This window comes from Mycobacterium sp. IDUB_36 (assembly GCF_055419225.1).
Map to the genome: position 1 here is coordinate 1601606 of NZ_JBVAXH010000001.1, position 19969 is coordinate 1621574.

The 19969-nt window shown below is 66.8% G+C and carries 20 protein-coding genes; 6 read left to right on the forward strand and 14 right to left on the reverse strand.

What is annotated here, in order from left to right; genetic code table 11:
- Positions 1-69 precede the first annotated feature (69 nt).
- On the forward strand, positions 70-942 hold the full coding sequence (locus ACZYW1_RS07845) for a 1,4-dihydroxy-2-naphthoate polyprenyltransferase (RefSeq protein ID WP_463784677.1): 873 nt from the start codon (positions 70-72) through the stop codon (positions 940-942).
- A 77-nt stretch (positions 943-1019) separates the two neighbouring features.
- Here ACZYW1_RS07845 and ACZYW1_RS07850 read toward each other — a convergent pair whose 3' ends face one another.
- Positions 1020-1334 carry a DUF4229 domain-containing protein gene (locus tag ACZYW1_RS07850; RefSeq protein ID WP_463784679.1) on the reverse strand — a complete coding sequence of 105 codons (315 nt, stop codon included), beginning with the start codon at positions 1332-1334 and terminating at the stop codon, positions 1020-1022.
- A 47-nt stretch (positions 1335-1381) separates the two neighbouring features.
- Between ACZYW1_RS07850 and ACZYW1_RS07855 the strand changes: the two genes are divergently transcribed.
- Complete coding sequence (locus ACZYW1_RS07855; RefSeq protein ID WP_463784681.1) at positions 1382-1543, forward strand: hypothetical protein; 162 nt, start codon at positions 1382-1384, stop codon at positions 1541-1543.
- 13 nt (positions 1544-1556) lie between these two features.
- On the opposite strand, the gene ACZYW1_RS07860 is transcribed toward ACZYW1_RS07855, so the two are convergent.
- The 8 genes from ACZYW1_RS07860 to ACZYW1_RS07895 all read right to left on the reverse strand — a co-directional run bounded on the left by ACZYW1_RS07860 (position 1557) and on the right by ACZYW1_RS07895 (position 9373).
- On the reverse strand, positions 1557-2837 hold the full coding sequence (locus tag ACZYW1_RS07860; RefSeq protein WP_463784682.1) for a MinD/ParA family ATP-binding protein: 1281 nt from the start codon (positions 2835-2837) through the stop codon (positions 1557-1559).
- A 98-nt stretch (positions 2838-2935) separates the two neighbouring features.
- Entirely contained in the window at positions 2936-3901 is a 966-nt protein-coding gene (ccsB, locus tag ACZYW1_RS07865; protein ID WP_463784684.1) for a c-type cytochrome biogenesis protein CcsB, read from the reverse strand.
- Positions 3898-5442: a cytochrome c biogenesis protein ResB gene (resB, locus tag ACZYW1_RS07870; protein WP_463787737.1), complete on the reverse strand. Its 1545-nt coding sequence runs from the start codon at positions 5440-5442 to the stop codon at positions 3898-3900. Before resB ends, ccsB begins: the two co-directional genes overlap by 4 nt.
- A gap of 47 nt (positions 5443-5489) precedes the next feature.
- Complete coding sequence (locus ACZYW1_RS07875; protein WP_463784686.1) at positions 5490-6251, reverse strand: cytochrome c biogenesis CcdA family protein; 762 nt, start codon at positions 6249-6251, stop codon at positions 5490-5492.
- Positions 6248-6844 (reverse strand): TlpA disulfide reductase family protein, encoded by a 597-nt coding sequence (locus ACZYW1_RS07880; protein ID WP_463784687.1) that lies wholly within the window; start codon positions 6842-6844, stop codon positions 6248-6250. The genes ACZYW1_RS07875 and ACZYW1_RS07880 overlap by 4 nt, the downstream gene beginning before the upstream one ends.
- Complete coding sequence (locus ACZYW1_RS07885) at positions 6841-7449, reverse strand: histidine phosphatase family protein (protein ID WP_463784690.1); 609 nt, start codon at positions 7447-7449, stop codon at positions 6841-6843. The genes ACZYW1_RS07880 and ACZYW1_RS07885 overlap by 4 nt, the downstream gene beginning before the upstream one ends.
- Positions 7449-8753 carry a glutamate-1-semialdehyde 2,1-aminomutase gene (hemL, locus tag ACZYW1_RS07890; protein ID WP_463787739.1) on the reverse strand — a complete coding sequence of 435 codons (1305 nt, stop codon included), beginning with the start codon at positions 8751-8753 and terminating at the stop codon, positions 7449-7451. Before hemL ends, ACZYW1_RS07885 begins: the two co-directional genes overlap by 1 nt.
- A 158-nt stretch (positions 8754-8911) precedes the next feature.
- On the reverse strand, positions 8912-9373 hold the full coding sequence (locus tag ACZYW1_RS07895) for a hypothetical protein (protein WP_463784692.1): 462 nt from the start codon (positions 9371-9373) through the stop codon (positions 8912-8914).
- Positions 9374-9646: 273 nt separating this feature from the next.
- On the opposite strand from ACZYW1_RS07895, the gene ACZYW1_RS07900 reads away from it, so the two are divergent.
- From ACZYW1_RS07900 to ACZYW1_RS07910, 3 genes are read left to right on the forward strand one after another with little or no spacing between them, the layout of a single operon-like run.
- Positions 9647-11032 carry a mycothione reductase gene (locus ACZYW1_RS07900; protein WP_463784694.1) on the forward strand — a complete coding sequence of 462 codons (1386 nt, stop codon included), beginning with the start codon at positions 9647-9649 and terminating at the stop codon, positions 11030-11032.
- Positions 11032-12435 (forward strand): glucose-6-phosphate dehydrogenase, encoded by a 1404-nt coding sequence (gene zwf, locus ACZYW1_RS07905; protein WP_463784697.1) that lies wholly within the window; start codon positions 11032-11034, stop codon positions 12433-12435. Before ACZYW1_RS07900 ends, zwf begins: the two co-directional genes overlap by 1 nt.
- Positions 12428-14233, forward strand: a complete 1806-nt coding sequence (locus tag ACZYW1_RS07910) for a glycoside hydrolase family 15 protein (RefSeq protein ID WP_463784698.1) — start codon at positions 12428-12430, stop codon at positions 14231-14233. The genes zwf and ACZYW1_RS07910 overlap by 8 nt, the downstream gene beginning before the upstream one ends.
- 45 nt (positions 14234-14278) lie before the next feature.
- On the opposite strand, the gene ACZYW1_RS07915 is transcribed toward ACZYW1_RS07910, so the two are convergent.
- Entirely contained in the window at positions 14279-14599 is a 321-nt protein-coding gene (locus ACZYW1_RS07915; protein ID WP_463784699.1) for a hypothetical protein, read from the reverse strand.
- A 283-nt stretch (positions 14600-14882) separates the two neighbouring features.
- Between ACZYW1_RS07915 and ACZYW1_RS07920 the strand changes: the two genes are divergently transcribed.
- Entirely contained in the window at positions 14883-15278 is a 396-nt protein-coding gene (locus ACZYW1_RS07920; protein ID WP_463784701.1) for a nitroreductase family deazaflavin-dependent oxidoreductase, read from the forward strand.
- Here ACZYW1_RS07920 and ACZYW1_RS07925 read toward each other — a convergent pair.
- From ACZYW1_RS07925 to ACZYW1_RS07940, 4 genes are read right to left on the reverse strand one after another with little or no spacing between them, the layout of a single operon-like run.
- Positions 15275-16621: an amino acid permease gene (locus ACZYW1_RS07925; protein WP_463784702.1), complete on the reverse strand. Its 1347-nt coding sequence runs from the start codon at positions 16619-16621 to the stop codon at positions 15275-15277. The two genes, ACZYW1_RS07920 and ACZYW1_RS07925, sit on opposite strands and share 4 nt — an antisense overlap.
- A gap of 7 nt (positions 16622-16628) precedes the next feature.
- The gene (locus ACZYW1_RS07930; RefSeq protein WP_463787740.1) at positions 16629-18440 is read right to left on the reverse strand and encodes an amino acid permease; all 1812 of its coding nucleotides are present in this window, start codon (positions 18438-18440) and stop codon (positions 16629-16631) included.
- Positions 18441-18497: 57 nt separating this feature from the next.
- Positions 18498-19091, reverse strand: coding sequence for a TetR/AcrR family transcriptional regulator (locus ACZYW1_RS07935; protein ID WP_463787741.1), 594 nt, complete (start codon positions 19089-19091; stop codon positions 18498-18500).
- Positions 19078-19941 carry an oxygenase MpaB family protein gene (locus ACZYW1_RS07940; protein WP_463784704.1) on the reverse strand — a complete coding sequence of 288 codons (864 nt, stop codon included), beginning with the start codon at positions 19939-19941 and terminating at the stop codon, positions 19078-19080. Before ACZYW1_RS07940 ends, ACZYW1_RS07935 begins: the two co-directional genes overlap by 14 nt.
- Between the last annotated feature and the right edge of the window lie 28 nt (positions 19942-19969).

Here is a 19969-nt window from a genome sequence, read left to right on the forward strand (position 1 = left end):
GCTCCGCTCTGCATCGTCACCGGCGGTCACCCGGCCCATTGTTGTCGGCGGGCATGAAACGATTGCAAGGTGGCCAGCCTTTCGCAGTGGATCGCCGGTGCGCGACCGCGAACACTCCCCAATGCCATTGCCCCCGTCATCGCCGGCACCGGCGCGGCCGCCTGGTTGCACGGCGCCGTGTGGTGGAAGGCACTGCTGGCACTGGCCGTCGCGGTCGCCCTGATCATCGGGGTCAACTTCGCCAACGACTACTCCGATGGGATTCGCGGCACCGACGACAACCGGGCCGGTCCGCTGCGCCTGGTGGGCTCGCGACTGGCAGCGCCGCGAACTGTCCTTCTGGTGGCGGTGGCCAGCCTGGCCGTCGGCGCGGCGGCCGGGCTCGCGCTGGCACTGACGAGCGCGCTGTGGCTGATCGCGGTCGGGGCGCTGTGCATTGCCGGGGCCTGGTTGTACACCGGCGGCTCGAAGCCCTACGGCTACGCGGGTTTCGGCGAGGTCGCCGTCTTTTTGTTCTTCGGTCTGGTCGCGGTGCTCGGCACCCAGTACACCCAGGCGTTGCGAGTCGACTGGGTCGGCGTGGTGCTGGCGGTGACGACGGGGGCGTTGTCGTCGGCGGTGCTGGTGGCCAACAACCTGCGCGACATCCCGACCGATGCCGAGTCCGGCAAGATCACCTTGGCAGTCCGGTTGGGCGACAAGGGAACACGCGTCTTCTACCAGCTGCTGCTGGCCGGCGCCGGGGTGCTGACCCTGGTGCTGACCGTGGCGACGCCGTGGTGCGCGCTGGGCCTGCTGGCAACGCCGCTGGCGATGCGGGCGGCGAAGCCGGTGCGGACCGGGCAGGTCGGCCCGGCGCTGATCCCGGTGCTGCGCGACACCGGATTGACGATGCTGGTCTGGTCGATCGCGGTGTCCGCGGCGTTGGCCCTGACCGCCTGAGCTCACACCGACTGTGCAGCTTCTGACCGCGTTCCAGGCCGTTTCGCACCCGTACCCCGCACACTCGGCGGGCGGCGTCACTCCGTGGGTGGCAACTCTTCGCCACGCAGCCGGGCCTGCAGCTGTTCGCGGTCGTGGCGGCGGCGCGCGGTGGCTTCCTCCAGGCCGGCGGTCGCCCGTCGTCGCAGCGGGGCGAACAACCACATTCCGAGCGGCATCGCGATGATCAACGCGAAGAGCAACGCGACGATGATCGGGAACTCGTGCACCCCCAGTACGCGGCCGATCCCGAAGATCGCGCCGGCCAATGCGGCCACCAATGCCAGGCGGGCCACCACGTAGAGCACGATGCTGAGAACCGCGCGACCCGCCGAGCTCTGTCCGTTTGACACAGTGCGAGCCTAGGTCGCCGCGTATATTCGGACCAAGGAGGTGTTGAGTGCTGTATCTGCTCCTGGTCTTTCTGCTCGGATCACTGGTCTACGTCGGTTGGCGCGCGGCACGCGCGCAGATCAACCGGCCGAAGAGCCGTGTCATCGGCCCCGACGACGATCCGGACTTTCTCTGGCGACTCAGTCACGGCGACAACAACCCGCGCTAGCGCTCAGGCTCGACTAGATGAAGTGCTCGTTGAACCGGCGCTGATCGTTCGGAAAACCGTCTGCGACAACCGCTGCCAGCTCGATGAGCGCTTCCCGGGTCTCCCGCTTCAACAGGTCCAGGTTGATCTCGGCGCCTTCTTCGAGGTGCGGGTCGAACGGCACCAGACGCACCGCCCGGCAGCGCCGTGAGAAGTGGTCGACCACTTTCTGCATGTCGACCTTGCCGGAGCGCGGGCGCACCGCGTTGATCACCGCGATCGAATTGCTGACCAGCTCCTCGTGGCCGTGCGCGTCGAGCCAGTCCAACGTCGCCGAGGCGCTGCGGGCGCCATCGATCGAGCCTGAACTGACCACAACCAGCGCGTCGGCCTTGTCGAGCACCGCTGTCATCGCGGAGTGCAGCAGCCCGGTGCCGCAATCGGTCAGCACCAGGCCGTAGAACCGCTCGAGGATCTCCAGCGTCTGCGCGTAGTCGTCGGCGCTGAAGGCCTCCGACATCGCTGGATCGCTTTCGGAGGCAAGCACTTCCAGTCGGCTGCGGCCCTGCGAAGTGTAGCTGCGGACGTCGCTGTAGCGCTCGATGCCCTCGGCATCGCGCAGCAGATGGCGCACGGTGGCCGGAGTCTCCAGCGGCACCTTCTGGCTCAGCGTGCCGCGATCGGGGTTGGCGTCCACGGCCACCACCCGGTCGCCACGGATCGAGGCGAAGGTCGCGCCCAGGGTGGCGGTGACGGTGGTCTTGCCGACGCCGCCCTTGAGCGACAGCATCGCGATCCGGTAGCACCCGCGCAGCGGCCGGTTCACCTGGACGGTGAGGTCGTTGTAGCGGATCGTGCGTTGGCTCTCGCCGACGTTGATCAGCTGGCCCGACAAGCGGTACAGCCATCGACGCCAGCCCTCCGTCGGCGCGGGCTTGACCTGGCGCAGCAGGGTGCTGGTGGACAGTTCCGGGTAGCGCGACGGCGGCAGGTTGGGCTGCTGTGGCGCCGGTTCGAATGCGGGCGGCGGTCCGCCGTAGTTGCCGTAGACCCGGCGGGGCGCATCGTCGGATTCGACGACGCGAGGCAGCCCTTGGTACGGCGTCTCGGCCCAGGCACGCGGTTCGACCCGGGTCTCGGGCATGGGCGCGTTCTGCGTCGGCCCTTCGCCGAAGCGGCGCTCGGTACGGAATCCGGTGAACGCCCGAGTCGGCGGCTCGGGAGCCGGCGGCGGCGGCGCGTGCGGCGGCAGTTCGGTCGTCGGATGCTCTCCGCGACGGCCCGCGTTCGGGTCGTGCGTCGGATGGTCAGACACGTGAAATATCCCCTCGGCGCGACCCTTGGGCCGCTATCGACGAACAGTTCTGGTCATCGAACATATCGCAGGGCCTTGTGAACGCCTGTGAGCTGCGGTTACCCCACTCCGGCGTAGGAGTGCAGGCCAACGGTGACCAGGTTGACGAAGAACAGGTTGAACACCATCGCCACGAATCCGACCACGTTGATCCAGGCGGCTTTGCGGTCCCGCCAGCCGGCCGTCGACCGGGCGTGCAGGTAGGCGGCGTAGACCACCCACGCGATGAAGGCCACCGTCTCCTTGGGGTCCCAGCCCCAATACCGGCCCCATGCCTCCTCCGCCCAGATCGCGCCGAAGATGACGCCGAAACCGAACACCGGGAAGCCGAAGATCGTGGTCCGGTAGGCGATCCGGTCCAGCGTCTGCGCATCGGGCAGCCGCTGCACAAGCTGGGCCACCGTGCCGGCGGTGCCCGGCTCGCCGAGCCGCGACGTGCGCAGCAGGAACAGGATGCTGGCCACCCCGGCCACCATGAACACACCGGAACCCAGGCTCACCACCGACACGTGAATCGGCAGCCAATAGGACTGCAGCGCGGGCATCACCGGCGCGGCGTTGGTGTAGAGCCAGCGTCCGGAGACCGTCAGCAGAATCAGCACCGGCAGCAGCAGGAAGACCCAGAGCGGACGGTATTGCGGCCGGCGCAGCACGATCGCGCCGGCGATCAGCCCGCAGAAGCAGGTCAGGTTGATGAACTCGTACATGTTGCCCCACGGCACCCGCTGGGTGGCCAGGCCGCGCAACACGATGCAGGCGAACAGCAGCGCGATGCCGGCGTAGACCAGCAGCAGCCCGACTCGTCCGACCCGCTCGTCGACCGGGCGGCGCGGGGTCTCGGTCACCACGCCGGGGGTCGCGCTGTCCGCACCCACGCCGACCAGTTCGCGGTCGTCGGCGCGGCTGCGGGTGTAGGCGAGTTCGACGGCCAGCAGCAGCAGCGCGACGACCATCATCACCACCGCGGAGGTGAACGCCCAATCGGAGTTGCGCGCCAGACCGAGATGGATGTGCGTGGTGTTCATGGGGAGCTCCTTCCGGTGGCGATCGGCTCGGCAGACGCGACCGTGAGCCCGTTTTCGAGTCGCTCGACCAGCCGCTCGAATTCGTCACCCCAGCCCGCGTTGTCGGTCCGCGCCAAACCGCCTACCTGGACATTCACGGTACCCGGCGATTCGGTCCGCAGCCGAACCCAGATCCTTCGCCGACGCACCAGCAACGACACCACCAGCCCGGCCATCATCGCCATCGCCGACACCAGCACCCAGATCTGGCCGGGGTCGTGGGAAACCTGCAGGTTGACGAACGGCACGGCGCCGTCGAAGCGGACGATCGTGCCCGCCGCCGGCCCCTGGTCGATGCGGACCTGCTGTCCGACCCGCAGGTTCACCCGCGCGGCCCGGTCGATGCGGTGCTGGTCGATCAGGCGGGGGTCGAGGGTGTACAGCGATTGCGGCCGGCCGCTGTCCAGGCCGGTGTCGCCGGTGTAGATGTCGACCGCGACGGCGGGTGCGATCAGCGCCGGGAAGCTCGACGAGAGCAGCGTGCCATCGAGTTGCTCGGTGGGCGCGAGCAAGCCGGTGATGGCGATCTGGTGTTTGCGACGTTGGACGGCGTCGGGGTACGTGCCGGCGGGCGGGTCGATGCGGGCGACGCCGGAGGACAGCAACGTCGTCGCGTTGTCGGGCCGCCACTGCACGGTCGAGGTGCGCACCTGCCCGTCGGGGAAGACGACGCTGAAGGTCGGCGCGTAGCCGTGGCCCTGGAGGTACACCCGGTCGCCGCCGACCCGCAGTGGGTGGTTGACTTCGAGCCGGTAGGGCCGCCAGCTGCCGCCAGTCAGGTCGCGGCCGGACTGGTAGTCGATGTCGGCGGCGAACGACGTGGCCTGTCCCGACGGCAGATACTTGGCCTTGAAGTCGTTGACGCGCAGGCAGATCGGATGCAACGAGGTGCCGTCGACGGTGTTGCCGGCCCGGAACGAGTCGAACGCGGCGGGCGATGCCGAGCAGAAGCCGGGTCCGCCGTCGGCGATGACGACGACGTTGCCCTCGTAGCCGAACAGTTTGCCGGCGGCCACCGCGACCAGCAGACCCAGCAGCGAGAAGTGGAAGACCAGGTTGCCGAATTCGCGCAGATAGCCTTTCTCGGCGGAGATTTCGATGCTGTCGCCGCGACGGACGGTTGTGCGCCAGCCACGCAACCGTTCGGTGATGGTGGTGGCGACCTCGTCGGCGTCGCCGGTGACCGTGGCGACGGCATGCTTGGGCAACCGGGTGAGGTTGCGGGGTGCCGGAACCGGCGTCGCACGCATGCTCCGGGCGTGCTCGATCATCCGCGGGGTGAGGCAGCCGAGCAGCGAGACGAACAGCAGCGTGTAGATCGCGGTGAACCAGAAACTGCCGAAGACGTCGAACCCCTGCACTTTGTCCAGCAGCGGGCCGAGTTTCGGGTGTGACGCCAGATAGTCGTCGACCTTGCCGGCGTTGAGGCTGCGCTGCGGCAGCAGCGCCCCCGGCATCGCGCCGAGCGCCAGCAGGAACAGCAGCACCAGCGCGGTGCCCATCGAGGTCAGGGCCCGCCAGGTATTGCGGGCGTAGGCCAGTAGCCGGCTCAAATCGGCAACCTCACATCCGAGACGAACCCGTCGCGCAGCCAGGAGACGAACTCGTTCCATCCGCCGCTGACCAGCGCGACCCCCACGGCGATCAGCAGGACGCCGCCGAAGATCTGCAGCGCCCTGGTGTGCCGGCGGAGCCAGCCGAGGCCGGCGACGGCCGACGCTGAGCCGAAAGCCAACAGCACGAACGGAATTCCCAGCCCCAGGCAGTAGGCGATCACGAGCACGATCCCCCGGGCCACGCTGGCGCCATCGGTCGCCGACGCGACGCTGACCACACCGGCCAGCGTCGGACCCAGGCACGGCGTCCACCCCAGCGCGAACACCGCGCCCAGTAGCGGCGCACCGGCCAACGTAGACAGTTGCCGCGGCGCGAAGCGGAACTGGCGCTGCAACGCGGGGACGTAACCCACGAACACCAGCCCCATCACAATGGTGATCGCACCGCCGACCCGTTGCAGCACAAGCTGATTGGTGATCAGCGAGCTCGTCATTCCCAGCACCGCGACGGTGCCGAGCAGAAACACCACGGTGAAGCCGGCGACGAACAGCGCCGCCGAGCCCGCTACCCGCCACCGGGCCCGCGCCGCGGCGTGATCGGCTTCGTCGACACCCACCACCGCGGCCAGATAGGACAGGTAGCCCGGCACCAGCGGCACCACGCAGGGCGACGCGAACGACACCAGGCCGGCCAGCACCGACACCGCCAGGGCCAGCAAAAGTGGCCCGGCGGTTGCGGTTTCGGTGAAGCTCACTTTTCGGCCGCGATTCTCTGCACGACCGGCTGCAGATCCTCGGCCAGCAGCTCGCGCAGGAACACCGCGGCCACCCGATGGCTGCGGTCCAGCACCAGGGTGGACGGGATGACCGACGTCGGGTACTTGCCGCCGAACGCAATCATCGTGCGCATCGCCGGGTCGTAGATCGACGGGAAGGTGATCTTGCGGTCTTTGACGAAGTCCTGGGCGGCCTCGCGGTTGTTGTCGCGAACGTCGATGCCCAGCATCGACACCCCGTTGCCGCGGCTGGCGTCGTACACCTGCTGCAGCGCCGGCGCTTCGGCGCGGCACGGCCCGCACCACTGCCCCCACACGTTGATCACCACGACCCGTCCGGCGTAGGGGCCGGCGGGGTCGTCGATTGAGATGTTGCGGGCCGGGTCCATCAGTTCCGGCCCGCTGATCGGGCCCGGGCGACCGCGTTGGCTCGGTGGGTTGTAGTAGATGTCGGTTTTGCCTCCGGGAGAGACGAATTCGAAGGTGCCGCCCTGCGCGACGGCGTCATCACCGGTGGAGCAGCCGACCAGCAGGCCGGCCGCCACCGCGGCGACGATCGCCAGCTTGGTCAACTGAGTACCGGCTCGCTGTACTGCACGTCGACCAGCCGATCGCCGTCGAAGACCAGCGACGTCACCGAGCCCACCGCGCACTCGCGGCGGCGCGGGTCATGCCACAACCGCTTTCCGGTCAGCGAGAGCCGGCCCGTCCACACCGGGAGCTGATGGCTGACGCAGACCGCCTCGTGCCCGGTGGCGCGCGCCCTGGCCTTGCAGATCGCGGTGGTCATGCGGGCCGCGATCAGCTTGTAGGGCTCGCCCCACGACGGGGTGAACGGGTTGCGCAGCTGCCACCAGAATCGCGGGTCGCGCCAGGCGCCGTCGCCGGGACTGACCCGCCGGCCTTCGAAGAAGTTCTCTGACTCGATCAGGTCGGGGTCGGTGTCGACGGTCAGGTTGTGCTTGGCCGCGATCGGGGCGGCGGTCTCCTGTGCCCGTTGTAGCGGCGAGGCAATGACCGCGACGATGTCACGGTCGGCCAGGGCATTCGCGGCAGCCTGGGCCTGTCGATTTCCCTTGTCGGACAAGCGGAATCCGGGCAGCCGTCCGTAGAGGACGCCGTCGGGGTTGTACACCTCGCCGTGGCGGATCAGGTGGACTCGGGTCTGCTCGGACATCAGCGGGTGGTCTCCTTGGCTGCGGCCGCGGCGCCGGCGGCCGCCGGAAGCGCGTCGGCGATCCGGGCGAACGCGTCGTCGTCGAGCGCCGCCGAGACGAACCACGCCTCGAAGGCACTGCAGGGCGGATACACGCCGCCGTCGAGCAGCGCATGAAAGAACGGTGCGAAGCGCCAGGTCTCGCTGTTGCGGGCCGACGCGAAATCGGTGACCGGCGCGTCGCCGAAGAACACACTGAGCATGTTTCCGCCTCGCGGAATCCGATGTGGTACACCGGCTTCCGTCAGGGCCCCGGACAGTAGGCCGGCCAGCCGGTCGGCGTTGGCGTCGAGCGCGGCGTAGACCTTCTCGTCGGCGGTCCGCAGCGTGGCCAGGCCGGCGGCCACGGCGACGGGATTGCCGGACAGCGTGCCCGCTTGGTACACCGGCCCCAGCGGAGCAAGCCGCTGCATCACCTCGGCGCGACCGCCGAAGGCCGCGGCGGGTAGTCCGCCGCTCATCACCTTGCCGAAGGTGAACAGGTCGGCGTCGACGGGATCGAGTCCGTACCAACCACTTCGGCTGACGCGGAATCCGGTCATCACCTCGTCGACGATGAGCAGCGCGCCATGCGCGGCGGTGATCTTCCGCAGTCCCGCGTTGTAGCCCGCGGCGGGCGGGACGACGCCCATGTTGCCGGGGCTGGCTTCGGTGATCACGGCGGCGATCTGCTCACCGAACTTCTCGAAGGTCTCGGCGACCGCGTCGAGATCGTTGTACGGCAACACAATGGTGTCGGCGGCGGTCGCACCGGTGACACCGGGCGATGACGGCAGGCCGAGTGTCGCCACACCCGAGCCGGCGTCGGCCAGCAGTGCGTCGACATGGCCGTGGTAGCAGCCGGAGAACTTGACGATCTTGGCCCGGCCGGTGAATCCGCGGGCCAGTCGGACCGCGCTCATGGTGGCCTCGGTGCCGGAGTTGACCAATCGGATCAGGTCTACCGGCGCCACCCGGTCGATGATCTCGGTGGCCAGTTCGCTTTCCGCCGGCGTCGGCGCCCCGAACGAGAGCCCCTTGGCCGCGGCGCGGGTGACGGCGTCGACCACCGACGGGTGCGCGTGGCCGAGGACCATCGGACCCCAGGAACAGACCAGGTCGACGTAGCGATTGCCGTCGGCGTCGGTGAGCCAGTAGCCGTTGGCCTCGGTGATGAAGCGCGGGGTTCCGCCGACTGCGGTGAACGCCCGCACCGGCGAGTTCACCCCGCCGGGAATGACCGCGCTGGCGGCCTCGAACAGCGTTGACGAGACATCCGTGCGCAGCGACGATGCGGGCTGCGAAGCGGCCCGAGGAGAAGCCGCGCGAACTGGGCGATGCACGTCTTCCAGTGTCCCAGCCGTGGGGACCGCGTCGACTACAGGGTGTAGTTGTTCATCCGAACGATCTCAACTGTCACATCAGCCCCGCGGGGGGTGGCCGATCATTCGTGGACGTATCCACCGGCGGTCTCGGCCACCGAATACGTCGCCGGCCGCGCCACACATGCCAGCCGCCGCTCGTCTGCGACGATCGCCGCAGCTTTGGCGTCGAAGGCCGCCTGCTCGAGCTCGCGCCGGCAGAAGTCGGCGACGATCAAGCCATTCATCTTGGTGCACCACGCCACCACCGACTCATCGTCACTGGCTTCGGCCCCGGCCTGCAGCAGCGCGTGCAGACCTTCCAGCTCCGCGGCCGCCAGCGACTTCAGCGGACAGGGCGCATCGCTCGCCCCGTCGACGCGCACCCCGGTGGTGACCGAGACCAGCTGGATGACCAACGCGTCCGACACACCGGACGCCCAGCGCGCCAAGCCCGGATGCCGCGACCGGGACAGCTGAGCGCAGATTCCGAGCAATGTGGAGGTGGCCACTTCGGGCAAACCGTGAACAGCGGGATACGTCATTGTGATCCTCCTCATACTGGTGATCAGGTATTCGGAGCTGGCATGTGCTCGGACGGACGCGGCCTCCAAGAATCTGCTCACAGTTTGAGGCCGTCGAAGGACGGGAATCGTCACCGTCGTCCGCGAAGGCCGCTCGGCAGGCCCGGCATCTGGACGCGACCCCAAGGAGTTGTCTGTGCCCGCCAGTCTCGGCTACGCAGCGCCCGATGCGAAGAGCGACAGCTTCCAAACCTTGGGACCGCTGCCGCACGACGACCTCACCGAGACGTTCTGATGACCGCTACGGCACACCACGACCTCGTCGTCATCGGCAGCGGTTCGGGCAACATGGTGACCGACGATTCGTTCAAGGATCTCGACGTCGCCATCATCGAGGACCGACTGGTCGGGGGGACCTGCCTCAATTTCGGCTGCATCCCTTCGAAACTGCTCGCCTACACCGCTGAAGTAGCCGAAACAGTCTCCAGTGCCGGCGCTTTCGGCATCGACGCCGAGCTGCGATCCTTCGACTGGGCCGAGGTGCGCGATCGCGTGTTCGGCCACACCGACCACGTGTCGGACGGCGGGCGTCGCGGCCGGGAGAAGTCCGACTGGATCACGCTCTACGCCGGTCACGCGCGGTTCACCGGCCCACGTCAACTGTCGGTCGACACTGACGACGGGCAGTCGGTCGAGATCACCGCCGATCGCATCGTGATCGCCTGCGGCGGAAGGCCGGTGGTCCCACCGGTGGTCGCCGAATCGGGCCTGCCGTACGAGACGTCGGACACCGTCATGCGGATCGACGCACCACCGAAGCACCTCGCCGTCCTGGGCGGCGGGTACATCGCAGCCGAACTCGCCCGCGTGTTCGCCACCGCCGGCAGTCGCATCACCATCATCGAGAAGGGTGAGCACCTACTCGGCGGACCGCAGGACGACGCCATCCGGATCGCCTTCACCGACCTGATGGCGCAGCGCCACGACCTCCGACTCGGCGCCGAGCTCACCGAAATATCAGGCGAGCCGGGCGATTTGGTCCTCACCCTGGATGACGGCAGTACCGTGCGGGCCGACATGTTGTTGGTCGCCAGCGGCCGTACCTCCAACGCCGATCACCTGAACGTCGATGCTGCCGGCGTCGACACCCACGACAGCGGCCGCGTCACAGTCGACGAATTCTGTCGTACCTCGGTCGAGGGCATCTTTGCCCTCGGCGACGTCAGCACGTCGGTACCGCTCAAGCACGTCGCCAACCGTGAGGCCGAGGTCGTGGCCCACAACCTGCACAACCCGAACGACCTGCGCCGGATCGACCTCGACCATGTGCCGTCGGCGGTATTCACCGACCCGCAGATCGCATCGGTCGGCCGTACCGAACGGGATTGCCGCGATGCGGACGTCAAATATGCTGTGGGCAGGGTTGATTACAGCGATGTCGCCTACGGATGGGCGTTGCAGGACAGCACCGGATTCTGCAAGGTGATCGTGGATGAGGACACCGATCTGATACTCGGGGCGCATATCATGGGCCCTCAGGCGTCCACCCTGATCCAGCCACTGGTCATGGCAATCGAATTCCAGATCACCGCGAGCGACCTGAGCCGACGGCCGTTCTGGATACATCCGGCGTTGACCGAGGTGGTCGACAACGCGCTACGAAACGTCGAGGCGGCATGATGACATCGACTCCCCAGGTATTCGTTCTCTTCGGGGCCAGAGGAGATTTGGCGAAACGCAAACTGTTTCCCGGCCTGTACCGTCTCGCCAGCGCCGGACGGCTGCCCGAGGACTATGTGGTGATCGGTTCGGGTCGCCACTCACCGGGGTCCGACGACGAATTCCGCGAATCGGTCAGGTCGGCCCTGGACGACTTCGTCGACGACGTCGACGAAGCAATCGCGGACGAGTTCCTGGGTCGGCTGTCGTTCACGACCTCGAGCGCCGATGACGGCAGTGATCTGGCCGAGGCAGTGCGAGCGGCCCGTGAGCGTCTCGGCGACGAATCACGCACGCTGATCTACCTTTCCGTGCCGCCGGACGCAATGCAACCGATGATCGGGATGCTCGCCGAGCAGGATCTGACCTCCGGTGCGCGCGTCGTGGTCGAAAAGCCCTTCGGGACCGATCTGGAATCGTCTCGCGAACTCGACGCGGCACTCAAAGAGGTGCTGAGCGAAGAGCAGATTTTCCGGATCGATCACTTCCTGGGTAAGGAAGCCGTGCAGAACATTCTGGCGCTGCGATTCGCCAACGACGGGGTGATCGAACCGCTCTGGAACTCAACGCATCTGGAGTCCGTCCAGATCGACGTCCCGGAAGCCGGCGGCATCGAAGGCCGCGGCACGTTCTACGAGTCGACCGGCTGCTTCCGCGACATGATCTCGACCCACCTCGCCCAGGTGCTCGGATTCATCGCGATGGAGCCCCCCGCGAGCCTCGACTCAGTGGCGGTCCGTGACGAAGTCGCACGAGTCTTCGCCGCGCTGCAGCCGTTCGACCCGGATCGGACGATATTCGGACAGTACGAGGGCTACCGCGCCGAGGACGACGTGTCCGACGATTCGTCAGTCGAGACGTTTGTTGCGTTGGAGGCCGTCGTCGACACCGAGCGCTGGCGTGGCACCCCGTTCTATCTACGCACCGGAAAAGGTATGGCCGACACTCGCCGCACCGTCACGCTGACCTTCCGCGGGCAGAAGACAAGCTACTTCGGCGATGACGCGCGCACCCCCAACAAGCTCGTCCTGGAACTCAGCGACTCGCCCAGCGTCCAATTCGGCCTCAACGCAAAGCGACCCGGTCCCGATCTCGATGTCATGCCGGTACACATGCTGCTCGACGTGGCCGAGCAGGACCCCGAAGACACCCCGCTGGAGGCCTACGAACGGTTGCTGTTGGACGTCATGCGCGGCGACCAACTGCTGTTCACCCGCGCCGATGAGGTCGACCGCATTTGGCAGGTGTGCCAACCGATTCTCGACTCGCCGCCGCGGGCACTGCCTTACGAACAGGGCACCTGGGGACCCGACGAAGCGGGCGGCCTGCCCGGCCCAACAGGGTGGCATCTGCCCGATGAGTGAACGTCGGCTCAGCATCGCCGATCACGGCCTCATCGGTGATATGCGCACCTGCGCACTGGTGGGCACCGACGGCACCATCGACTGGTTCTGTGTCCCACGCTTCGACTCGCCGAGCGTGTTCGGTGCAATCCTCGATGAGGACAACGGAGGCAGTTGGCGGTTCAGCCCGATCGGCGACGTGACACGGACTCAGCAGTTCTACCGCCCCGACACCGCCGTCCTGATCACCCGCTTCCTGACTCCGCACGGCGTGACCGAGGTCAACGACTTCATGCCGGTAGCCCCGGACGGCGCCGGTGGCGATCGGCAGCGACTCGTTCGCCGCGTTCGCGGGGTGCGGGGAACCACCGACCTGCGGATGGAATTGGATGCGCGGCCCGACTATGCCCGGCAGTCGTGCACCGTCGAATCTCTCAGTGACACCAGTGTTGTGCTGACCGGTGGGGACGTCCGACTGGGGCTTGCCGCCACCGTCCCGTTGACCGTCGACGGCGACACGGTGACGGCCGATCTCCGCCTCTCGCAGGGCCAGACCGCCCGTTTCGTCCTCGAAGTGCTGGGCGACGGCGACGAGCCCTCCGCGGACGGGATCTGCTCGACCGACACCCTCTTCGAAAGCACGACTTCCTTCTGGCAGCAATGGATTTCGCAATCCAACTATGTCGGCCGGTGGCGCGAGACGGTGCACCGTTCGGCCATCACGCTCAAACTCCTCACGCACTCACCCAGCGGCGCAGTGATTGCGGCCCCCACCGCGAGCCTGCCTGAGCTCATCGGCGGCGAACGGAACTGGGACTATCGATACGTCTGGATGCGCGATGCGGGATTCACCTTGTACGCGCTGCTGCGCCTGGGCTTCGTCGACGAGGCCCGCGCGTTCATCCGGTGGCTGTCCGAACGAATGGGCACTGCCCACGGCGCAGACGGTGAGCTGGGGCCGCTGCGGGTCCTCTACGACATCGACGGCAACCTGCCAGCGGAGTTCGAGCTCGAACACCTGTCCGGACACCGTGATTCGGTGCCGGTGCGCGTCGGCAACGCGGCCGCCGACCAGCTACAGCTCGACATCTACGGCGACCTGATCGACTCGATCTACCTGTTCAACAAGTACGGTCCGGGCATCAGCGACGCGGCGTGGCGCGACGTCGTCAACGTCGTGGACTGGGTGATGAACAACTGGGACCGTGAGGACGCCGGAATGTGGGAGGTGCGCGGTGAAACGCGCGCGTTCACCACGTCACGGCTGATGTGCTGGGTGGCTTTGGAGCGCGCCATCCGCGTCGCCCGCCAGCGGGGCCTGCCAGGTGACATCGTGGCGTGGTCGCGCGCTCGCGACGAGATCTACGAGCGCATCATGACCCGCTGCTACAACACCGATAAAGAGTCCTTCACCCAGACGGAGGACGGCGACGACCTCGACGCGGGAGTGCTGCTCATGCCGATGGTGAAATTCCTGTCGCCGGCCGACCCGAAATTTCTCAGCACGCTGAAAGCCGTTGAGCAGGAATTGGTTACCGACAGTTTGGTGTTCCGGTACAACCCCGAGAGTGACGGCTTGGACGGCGAGGAAGGCACCTTCTCCATCTGCTCCTTCTGGTACGTCGAAGCGCTCACGCGCGCCGGTCGACTGCTGGACGCGCAGATGGCCCTGGAGAAGATGTTCACCTACGCCAATCACGTCGGGCTGTACGCCGAACAGGTCAGTGCCACCGGCGATCAGGTCGGCAACTTTCCCCAGGCCTTCACTCATCTGGCGCTGATCAGCGCGGCGATCAACCTCGACGACGCCTTGAAATAGCGGCGTTGTCGAGGCGGCGCCGGCGATCGGTGGGGCGTTAGGAGCTCACCGCGCCTCGCACGCCAGGCGACGCTCCTCGTCGATGATGGCCGCGGCTTTCGCATCGATCGCAGCCTGCGTGTACGTGCGCAGATAGAACTCGGCCACGATCAACTTGTCCGTGCGTGTGCACCAAGCGACGAAGTCGTCGTCGCCGCTGCCCGCCCCGGCCGCTACCGCCTGTCGGAGTTCGGCGAGTTCCGCGGTGTTCAGATCGGCAAGCTCGGCGCGCGAAATCGAGCCGGCCGACTCCGCCAGCCCCCGGCAGATACCGAACAAGGTCGTCACAGCGTCGTCGGGCTTTCCCTCGACGTGAAGATCGGTCATTGCTGTCCCCCCAAACCCTTTCGGGTACTCAACGCGTCGGCGTGTGGGCTGAAGTCGCTGGCACCAGCCCGCATGTCGCGCCACGTGGCAGTGTGGCGCGTGTCACATATATACACCTCAGCAGTACGGGTTAAACCCAAATACTTAACTAATTTGTTTACCTTCAGTCCCGCTAGCCTCGCTGGCCTCAGACGACACAGTGGGTCGCTCCGGGTGGCTTCGCCGGCGATCTCAGTGAAAGAAGTTCTTGAGGCGGCCCATGGGATGAGAGTTGGATGGCGGTATGCAACTACCGCAACGACTCGCCCGGTTCAACCGGCATGTCACCAACCCGATTCAGCGGATGTGGGCGGGCTGGGCCCCGTCGTTCGGCATCCTCGAACACGTCGGCCGGCGCTCCGGCAAGGCTTATCGCACCCCACTGACGGTCTTCAAGGCCGACATCGACGGCAAGCCCGGGGTGGCGATCCTGCTCACCTACGGCCCGGACCGCGACTGGCTGAAGAACCTCAACGCCGCCGGCGGGGGCCGGATGCGCCGCCACGGCAAGACCTTCGGCGTCGCCGATCCGCAAACCGTCAGCAAGGAGCAGGCGGCGACGCATGTCGGAGGCGCGACGCATCGCGTCTTTGCCAGGCTGCCGTTCGAACAAGCCGTGCTGCTGACCAAGACGGGCTAATCAGACCGGGCCGCAACCCGTTTGGTGATGAAGTACAGCCCGACCGTGACCGCCCAGGACATCAGGCTGAGCCAGAACTGCACTCGGGCCTCTGCGTCGAACGCCATCTGCACCAGCACTGCGGCGATTCCCGCCACCGTCAGGATCGACAGCACGGGGAAGAACCACATCTTCACCCGCAACGCAGCGGGTGGTGTCCTGCGCCGTAACACGATCTGCGACAACGCGATCACCAGGTAGACGAGCAACACGATCGCGCCCGAGGAGTTGAGCAGGAACTGGAACACGGTGTCCGGTGCTACGGCGGCCAGGATGACGCAGAGGAAACCCACCAGCGACGAGCCCACTATCGCCAGGTACGGCACGCCACTTCCGCTGACCTCGAGCAGCCGGGCCGGTGCCTCGCGTTGCGAGGCCAGCACGAACAGCATTCGAGACGCCGTGTAGAGGCCGGAATTCAGGCACGACAGCACCGCTGTCAGCACCACAGCATTCATCAGATGGTCGGCGCCCGGGATTCCGATCTGCTTCAACGCCGCAACGAACGGCGAGGCGCCGGCCTGCACCGAGTTCCACGGCAGGACGATCGTCAGCAGAAAGACCGATCCGACAAAGAAGATCGCGATGCGAGCGGCCACCGCGTTGGTCGCCCGCCTGATGGCACGTTCCGGGTCGGCGGTCTCGGCGGCGGCGATGGTCGCGATCTCGGCACCGATCATCGAGAAGATCACCACGACGATGGCACCGGACGCGCCGTGCAGTCCGTTGGGGAAGAATCCCCCGTGCGACGTCAGGTTGGACAGGTCGGCGTGCCGGTGCGGCCAGAGCCCGAAGGAATACGCCGAAGCGAGTAGCAGGAATGCCACGATGGCCGCGACCTTGATTCCGGCGAACCAGAATTCGAACTCGCCGTACGACGACACCGAGAACAAGTTGGTCGCCGTCATCAGCACCATCAAGAGCAGCGACAGCAACCACAGTGGCGCTGGAAACCAGTAGGTGATGACCTTCGCGCCGGCGACCGCCTCGAAACCGACGACGATGACCCAGTAGTACCAATACATCCAGCCCACTGTGAAACCCGCCCAGCCGCCCAATGCTTCGCGCGCGTACTCCGCGAATGAACCCGTTGAGGGGTTAGCGGTGGCCATTTCTCCGAGCATCCGCATGACCAGGATGATCAGCAGACCACACGCCGCGTAGGTGAGGCACGCCGCGGGGCCGGCCTTGCCGATGACGACGCCGGAGCCGACGAAGAATCCGGCGCCGATGATGCCCCCGATGGCGATCATCGTGAGCTGGCGCTGCGACAAGCCCTGGCGCAGTTGCGGTGTGGCGCTCATCGACAGATCAGGCCGAACTCAGCGCCGACGGCCGGCCGGGCACCACGTGCAGTACCGGGATCGGGTAGGCCGCCCGCACCTTGTCGACCATGCCCAGCCGCAGCCACGCCGAACGGGCTTCGGCGATGACCAGTTGGTCGGGCTGGAAGCGTCGCACCGCCGCGTCCAAAGCCCGCAGCGGCCGGTAGTCACCGAGTTCGCCATCGGCTGAGAGCCCGATACCGCGCATCGCGGACAGGATCGCGTCGAGCCGGTCGTGCGCGGCGGTGACGGTGGCGTCGAGGACGAACACCGGTCCGGTGCGTTCGGCCTGCCCGGTGTCGACGGGGTTCACCGGCACACAGATGAAGTAGTCGGCCCGCTGCTGGGCGTCGACACGGCGCAGTACGTCGAAAAGCTCACTCGTGGAGACGTTTTTGTTGGCCAACACCAGGACGCGCTTGGCTTTGCCGGTCGGTGTCACGACCGCCTCATGCTTCTCCGGTCTGCGCCACCAGCGGGGGACGAAGTACAGCGTCAGCACGACCACCCAGGACAACAGGCCCAGCCACAGCTCCATGCGGGCGCCTTGGTCGAAGGCCATCAGCACCAGGATGCCGACCAACGCCACCACGGTGAGTATCGACAGGCCGGGGAACAGCCACATTTTCACCCGCAACCGCCCCGGCGGTGTACGACGTCGCAGCACGATCTGCGACAGGGCGATCAACAGGTACACCGAAAGAACCAGTGAGCCAGATGATTTCAGCAGGAAGGTGAACACCGCATCGGGCGCCACCCAGGCCATCAGCACGCACAGGAATCCGACGATCGACGACACCAGGATCGCCGCATACGGCACGCCGCGGCGACCGACCTTGACCAGTTCGATCGGCGCCTCACCGCGGGCGGCCAGCACGAACAGCATTCGCGACGCGGTGTAGAGCCCGGAGTTCAGGCAGGACAGTACCGCGGTCAGCACCACTGCGTTCATGATGTGGCCTGCGGCGGGAATCCCCATCTGCCCCAACGCCGCAACGTAGGGCGAGACACCGGGACGCTCCGCATTCCACGGCACGATCACCGCGAGCAGGAACACCGAGCCGAGGTAGAAGATGATGATCCGGACGACCACCGATTTGGTCGCGCGTGCGACGGCGCGTTCGGGATCCGCTGTCTCGGCGGCGGCGATCGTGGCCACCTCGGCGCCGACCATCGCCGAGACCACCACCGAGGTGGCCCCGAATACCGTGCCGATGCCGTTGGGGAAGAAACCGCCGTGCGCGGTCAGGTTGCTGAAGTCAACGCCGCGCTGCGGCCACACCCCGAGAACGAACAGCGAACCGAGCGCCAGAAACACCACGATCGCCGCGACTTTGATTCCGGCGAACCAGAATTCGAACTCCCCGAAGGCCGCGACGGAGAACAGATTGGTCGCTGTCATAGCGACCATCAGGGTGCCTGACAGCAGCCACAGCGGTGCCTTGATCCAGTACGACAACACCGCTCCGCCGGCAATCGCCTCGAAGCCGACCACCACCACCCAGAAATACCAATACAGCCAGCCGACCGAGAAACCCGCCCAACCGCCGAGCGCTTGCCGGGCGTAGTCGGCGAACGAACCGGTCGACGGGTTGGCGGTGGCCATCTCGCCCAGCATCCGCATGACCAGAACGACCAGAACCCCGCAGATCGCGTAGGTGATGAAGGCCCCCGGCCCGGCCTCGCCGATGATGACGCCGGAGCCGACGAACAAGCCGGCGCCGATGACGCCGCCGAGGGCGATCATGTTCAGCTGTCGTTGCGAAAGACCCCGGCGCAGCGGCGCGGCGCCGCTCACCTCGTGGGACTCCGGCATGACGGGACGCTAGCACCTGGGCGGTGCGCCGCGCTCGACTCACACCGGCAGGGCGCGCAGCGCTACGGGCAGGCTGGGCAGGAAGTGCGTCGCGGCGAAGACCCGGATGTCGTCGTCATCGACCATGGCCTGACGGGCCGGCAACAACAACAACATCGCCGCGTAACGCAAGATCGTGTCAGCCAGCTCGTCGACCGCGTCGGCGCCGATTTGCTCGGCGAATCCGTCCGGGAAGATCACGCGCAGCGCGCCCGCCATCCGCTCGACAGCGGGATCCCAATGCTGGTTGGCCAACTCCAGCATCAGTCCCGGCTCGTCGGCCAGCATTCGGGTCAGCACCCGATGTTGACGGAAACGCACGATCGACAACGTGAACGCCTCGACGTAGTAATTCGATTGCGGCCGACGTCTTTTCAGCTCGTCGGCGATGGTGGCGAACAAGACCGCGTTCTCACGGTCGATGACGGCGGCGACCAGTTCGTCGCGATTGGAGAAGCGTCGGTAGATCGTGGTGCGGCTGACGCCGGCGCGACGGGCCACGTCATCGAGTGCGACCCGGCGAAAGCCATGCCGCTCGAACTCGACGACGGCGGCGTCGAGAATCGCGTTGGTCGCCGCGTCAGCCCCGGGCATAACCGCCACAGGCAAAACCGTTGTAGCGCCATCGCATCGGCAGATGGTCCCACACCCAGTTCACCGGCCGCGACCGCCATACCGCGGCGAACCGTTGATAGCGCCGCTCCTGACGATCACTCCAGGGCAGGCCGAGCAGCTCGCGGCCGCGCGGCGGCATTCCACCGGTGGTGAGAAAGGCGGCCACCGGGTTGAACACCGGCGCGACTAATCGCCACGCCAGCGGCGACACACCCTTGGGACGCGGAAAACCCTTGGTCACGTATCCCACACCGTATTTCGCGGTGGGGTGCGCGATCACGATGCGTTCCATCATGTGGTCCCAGTACTTCTCGAACTCGCGATAGTTCGCCGGCATCGGACGTTCGCTGACGCCGTAACGGCGGTACCACGTCTTCGACTCCAGATAGATCTGTTCCTTCTCCGCGTCGGTCAGACGCTTGACGAAGGTGTCGGCGAAGTAGAGCACCTGCTCGACGAAAGTGGCGTGCGCCCAGTAATAGGTCTCGGGGTCCAGCGCGTGATAGCGCTCCCCGCTGGGCATGGACCCTTTGATCTGGTGATGGAAGTCCCGCACCTGCTGGCCGGCGTTGTCGTCGTCGGAGCCGTAGACGGTCCGGAAGATCGGCGGCAGCGAGCGTTTGACCCGCGCCGACGTGTCGCTGAAGAACACCGAGTGGTCCAGCACGCCCTGCCCGAGTTCGGCCAGCATGTTCTGCAGCACCGCGGGGCGGGGCCCGATCAGGAACATCCGGTTGTCGCCGAAATAGCGCCACACCAGCGAGCGTGGCCCCAGCGGCAATGCGTCGTCGGCCGCCTCGATCGCAGCGGACTCACTCAGATCGGTCACTGGAACAGTGTTACATATTTCGAACTTT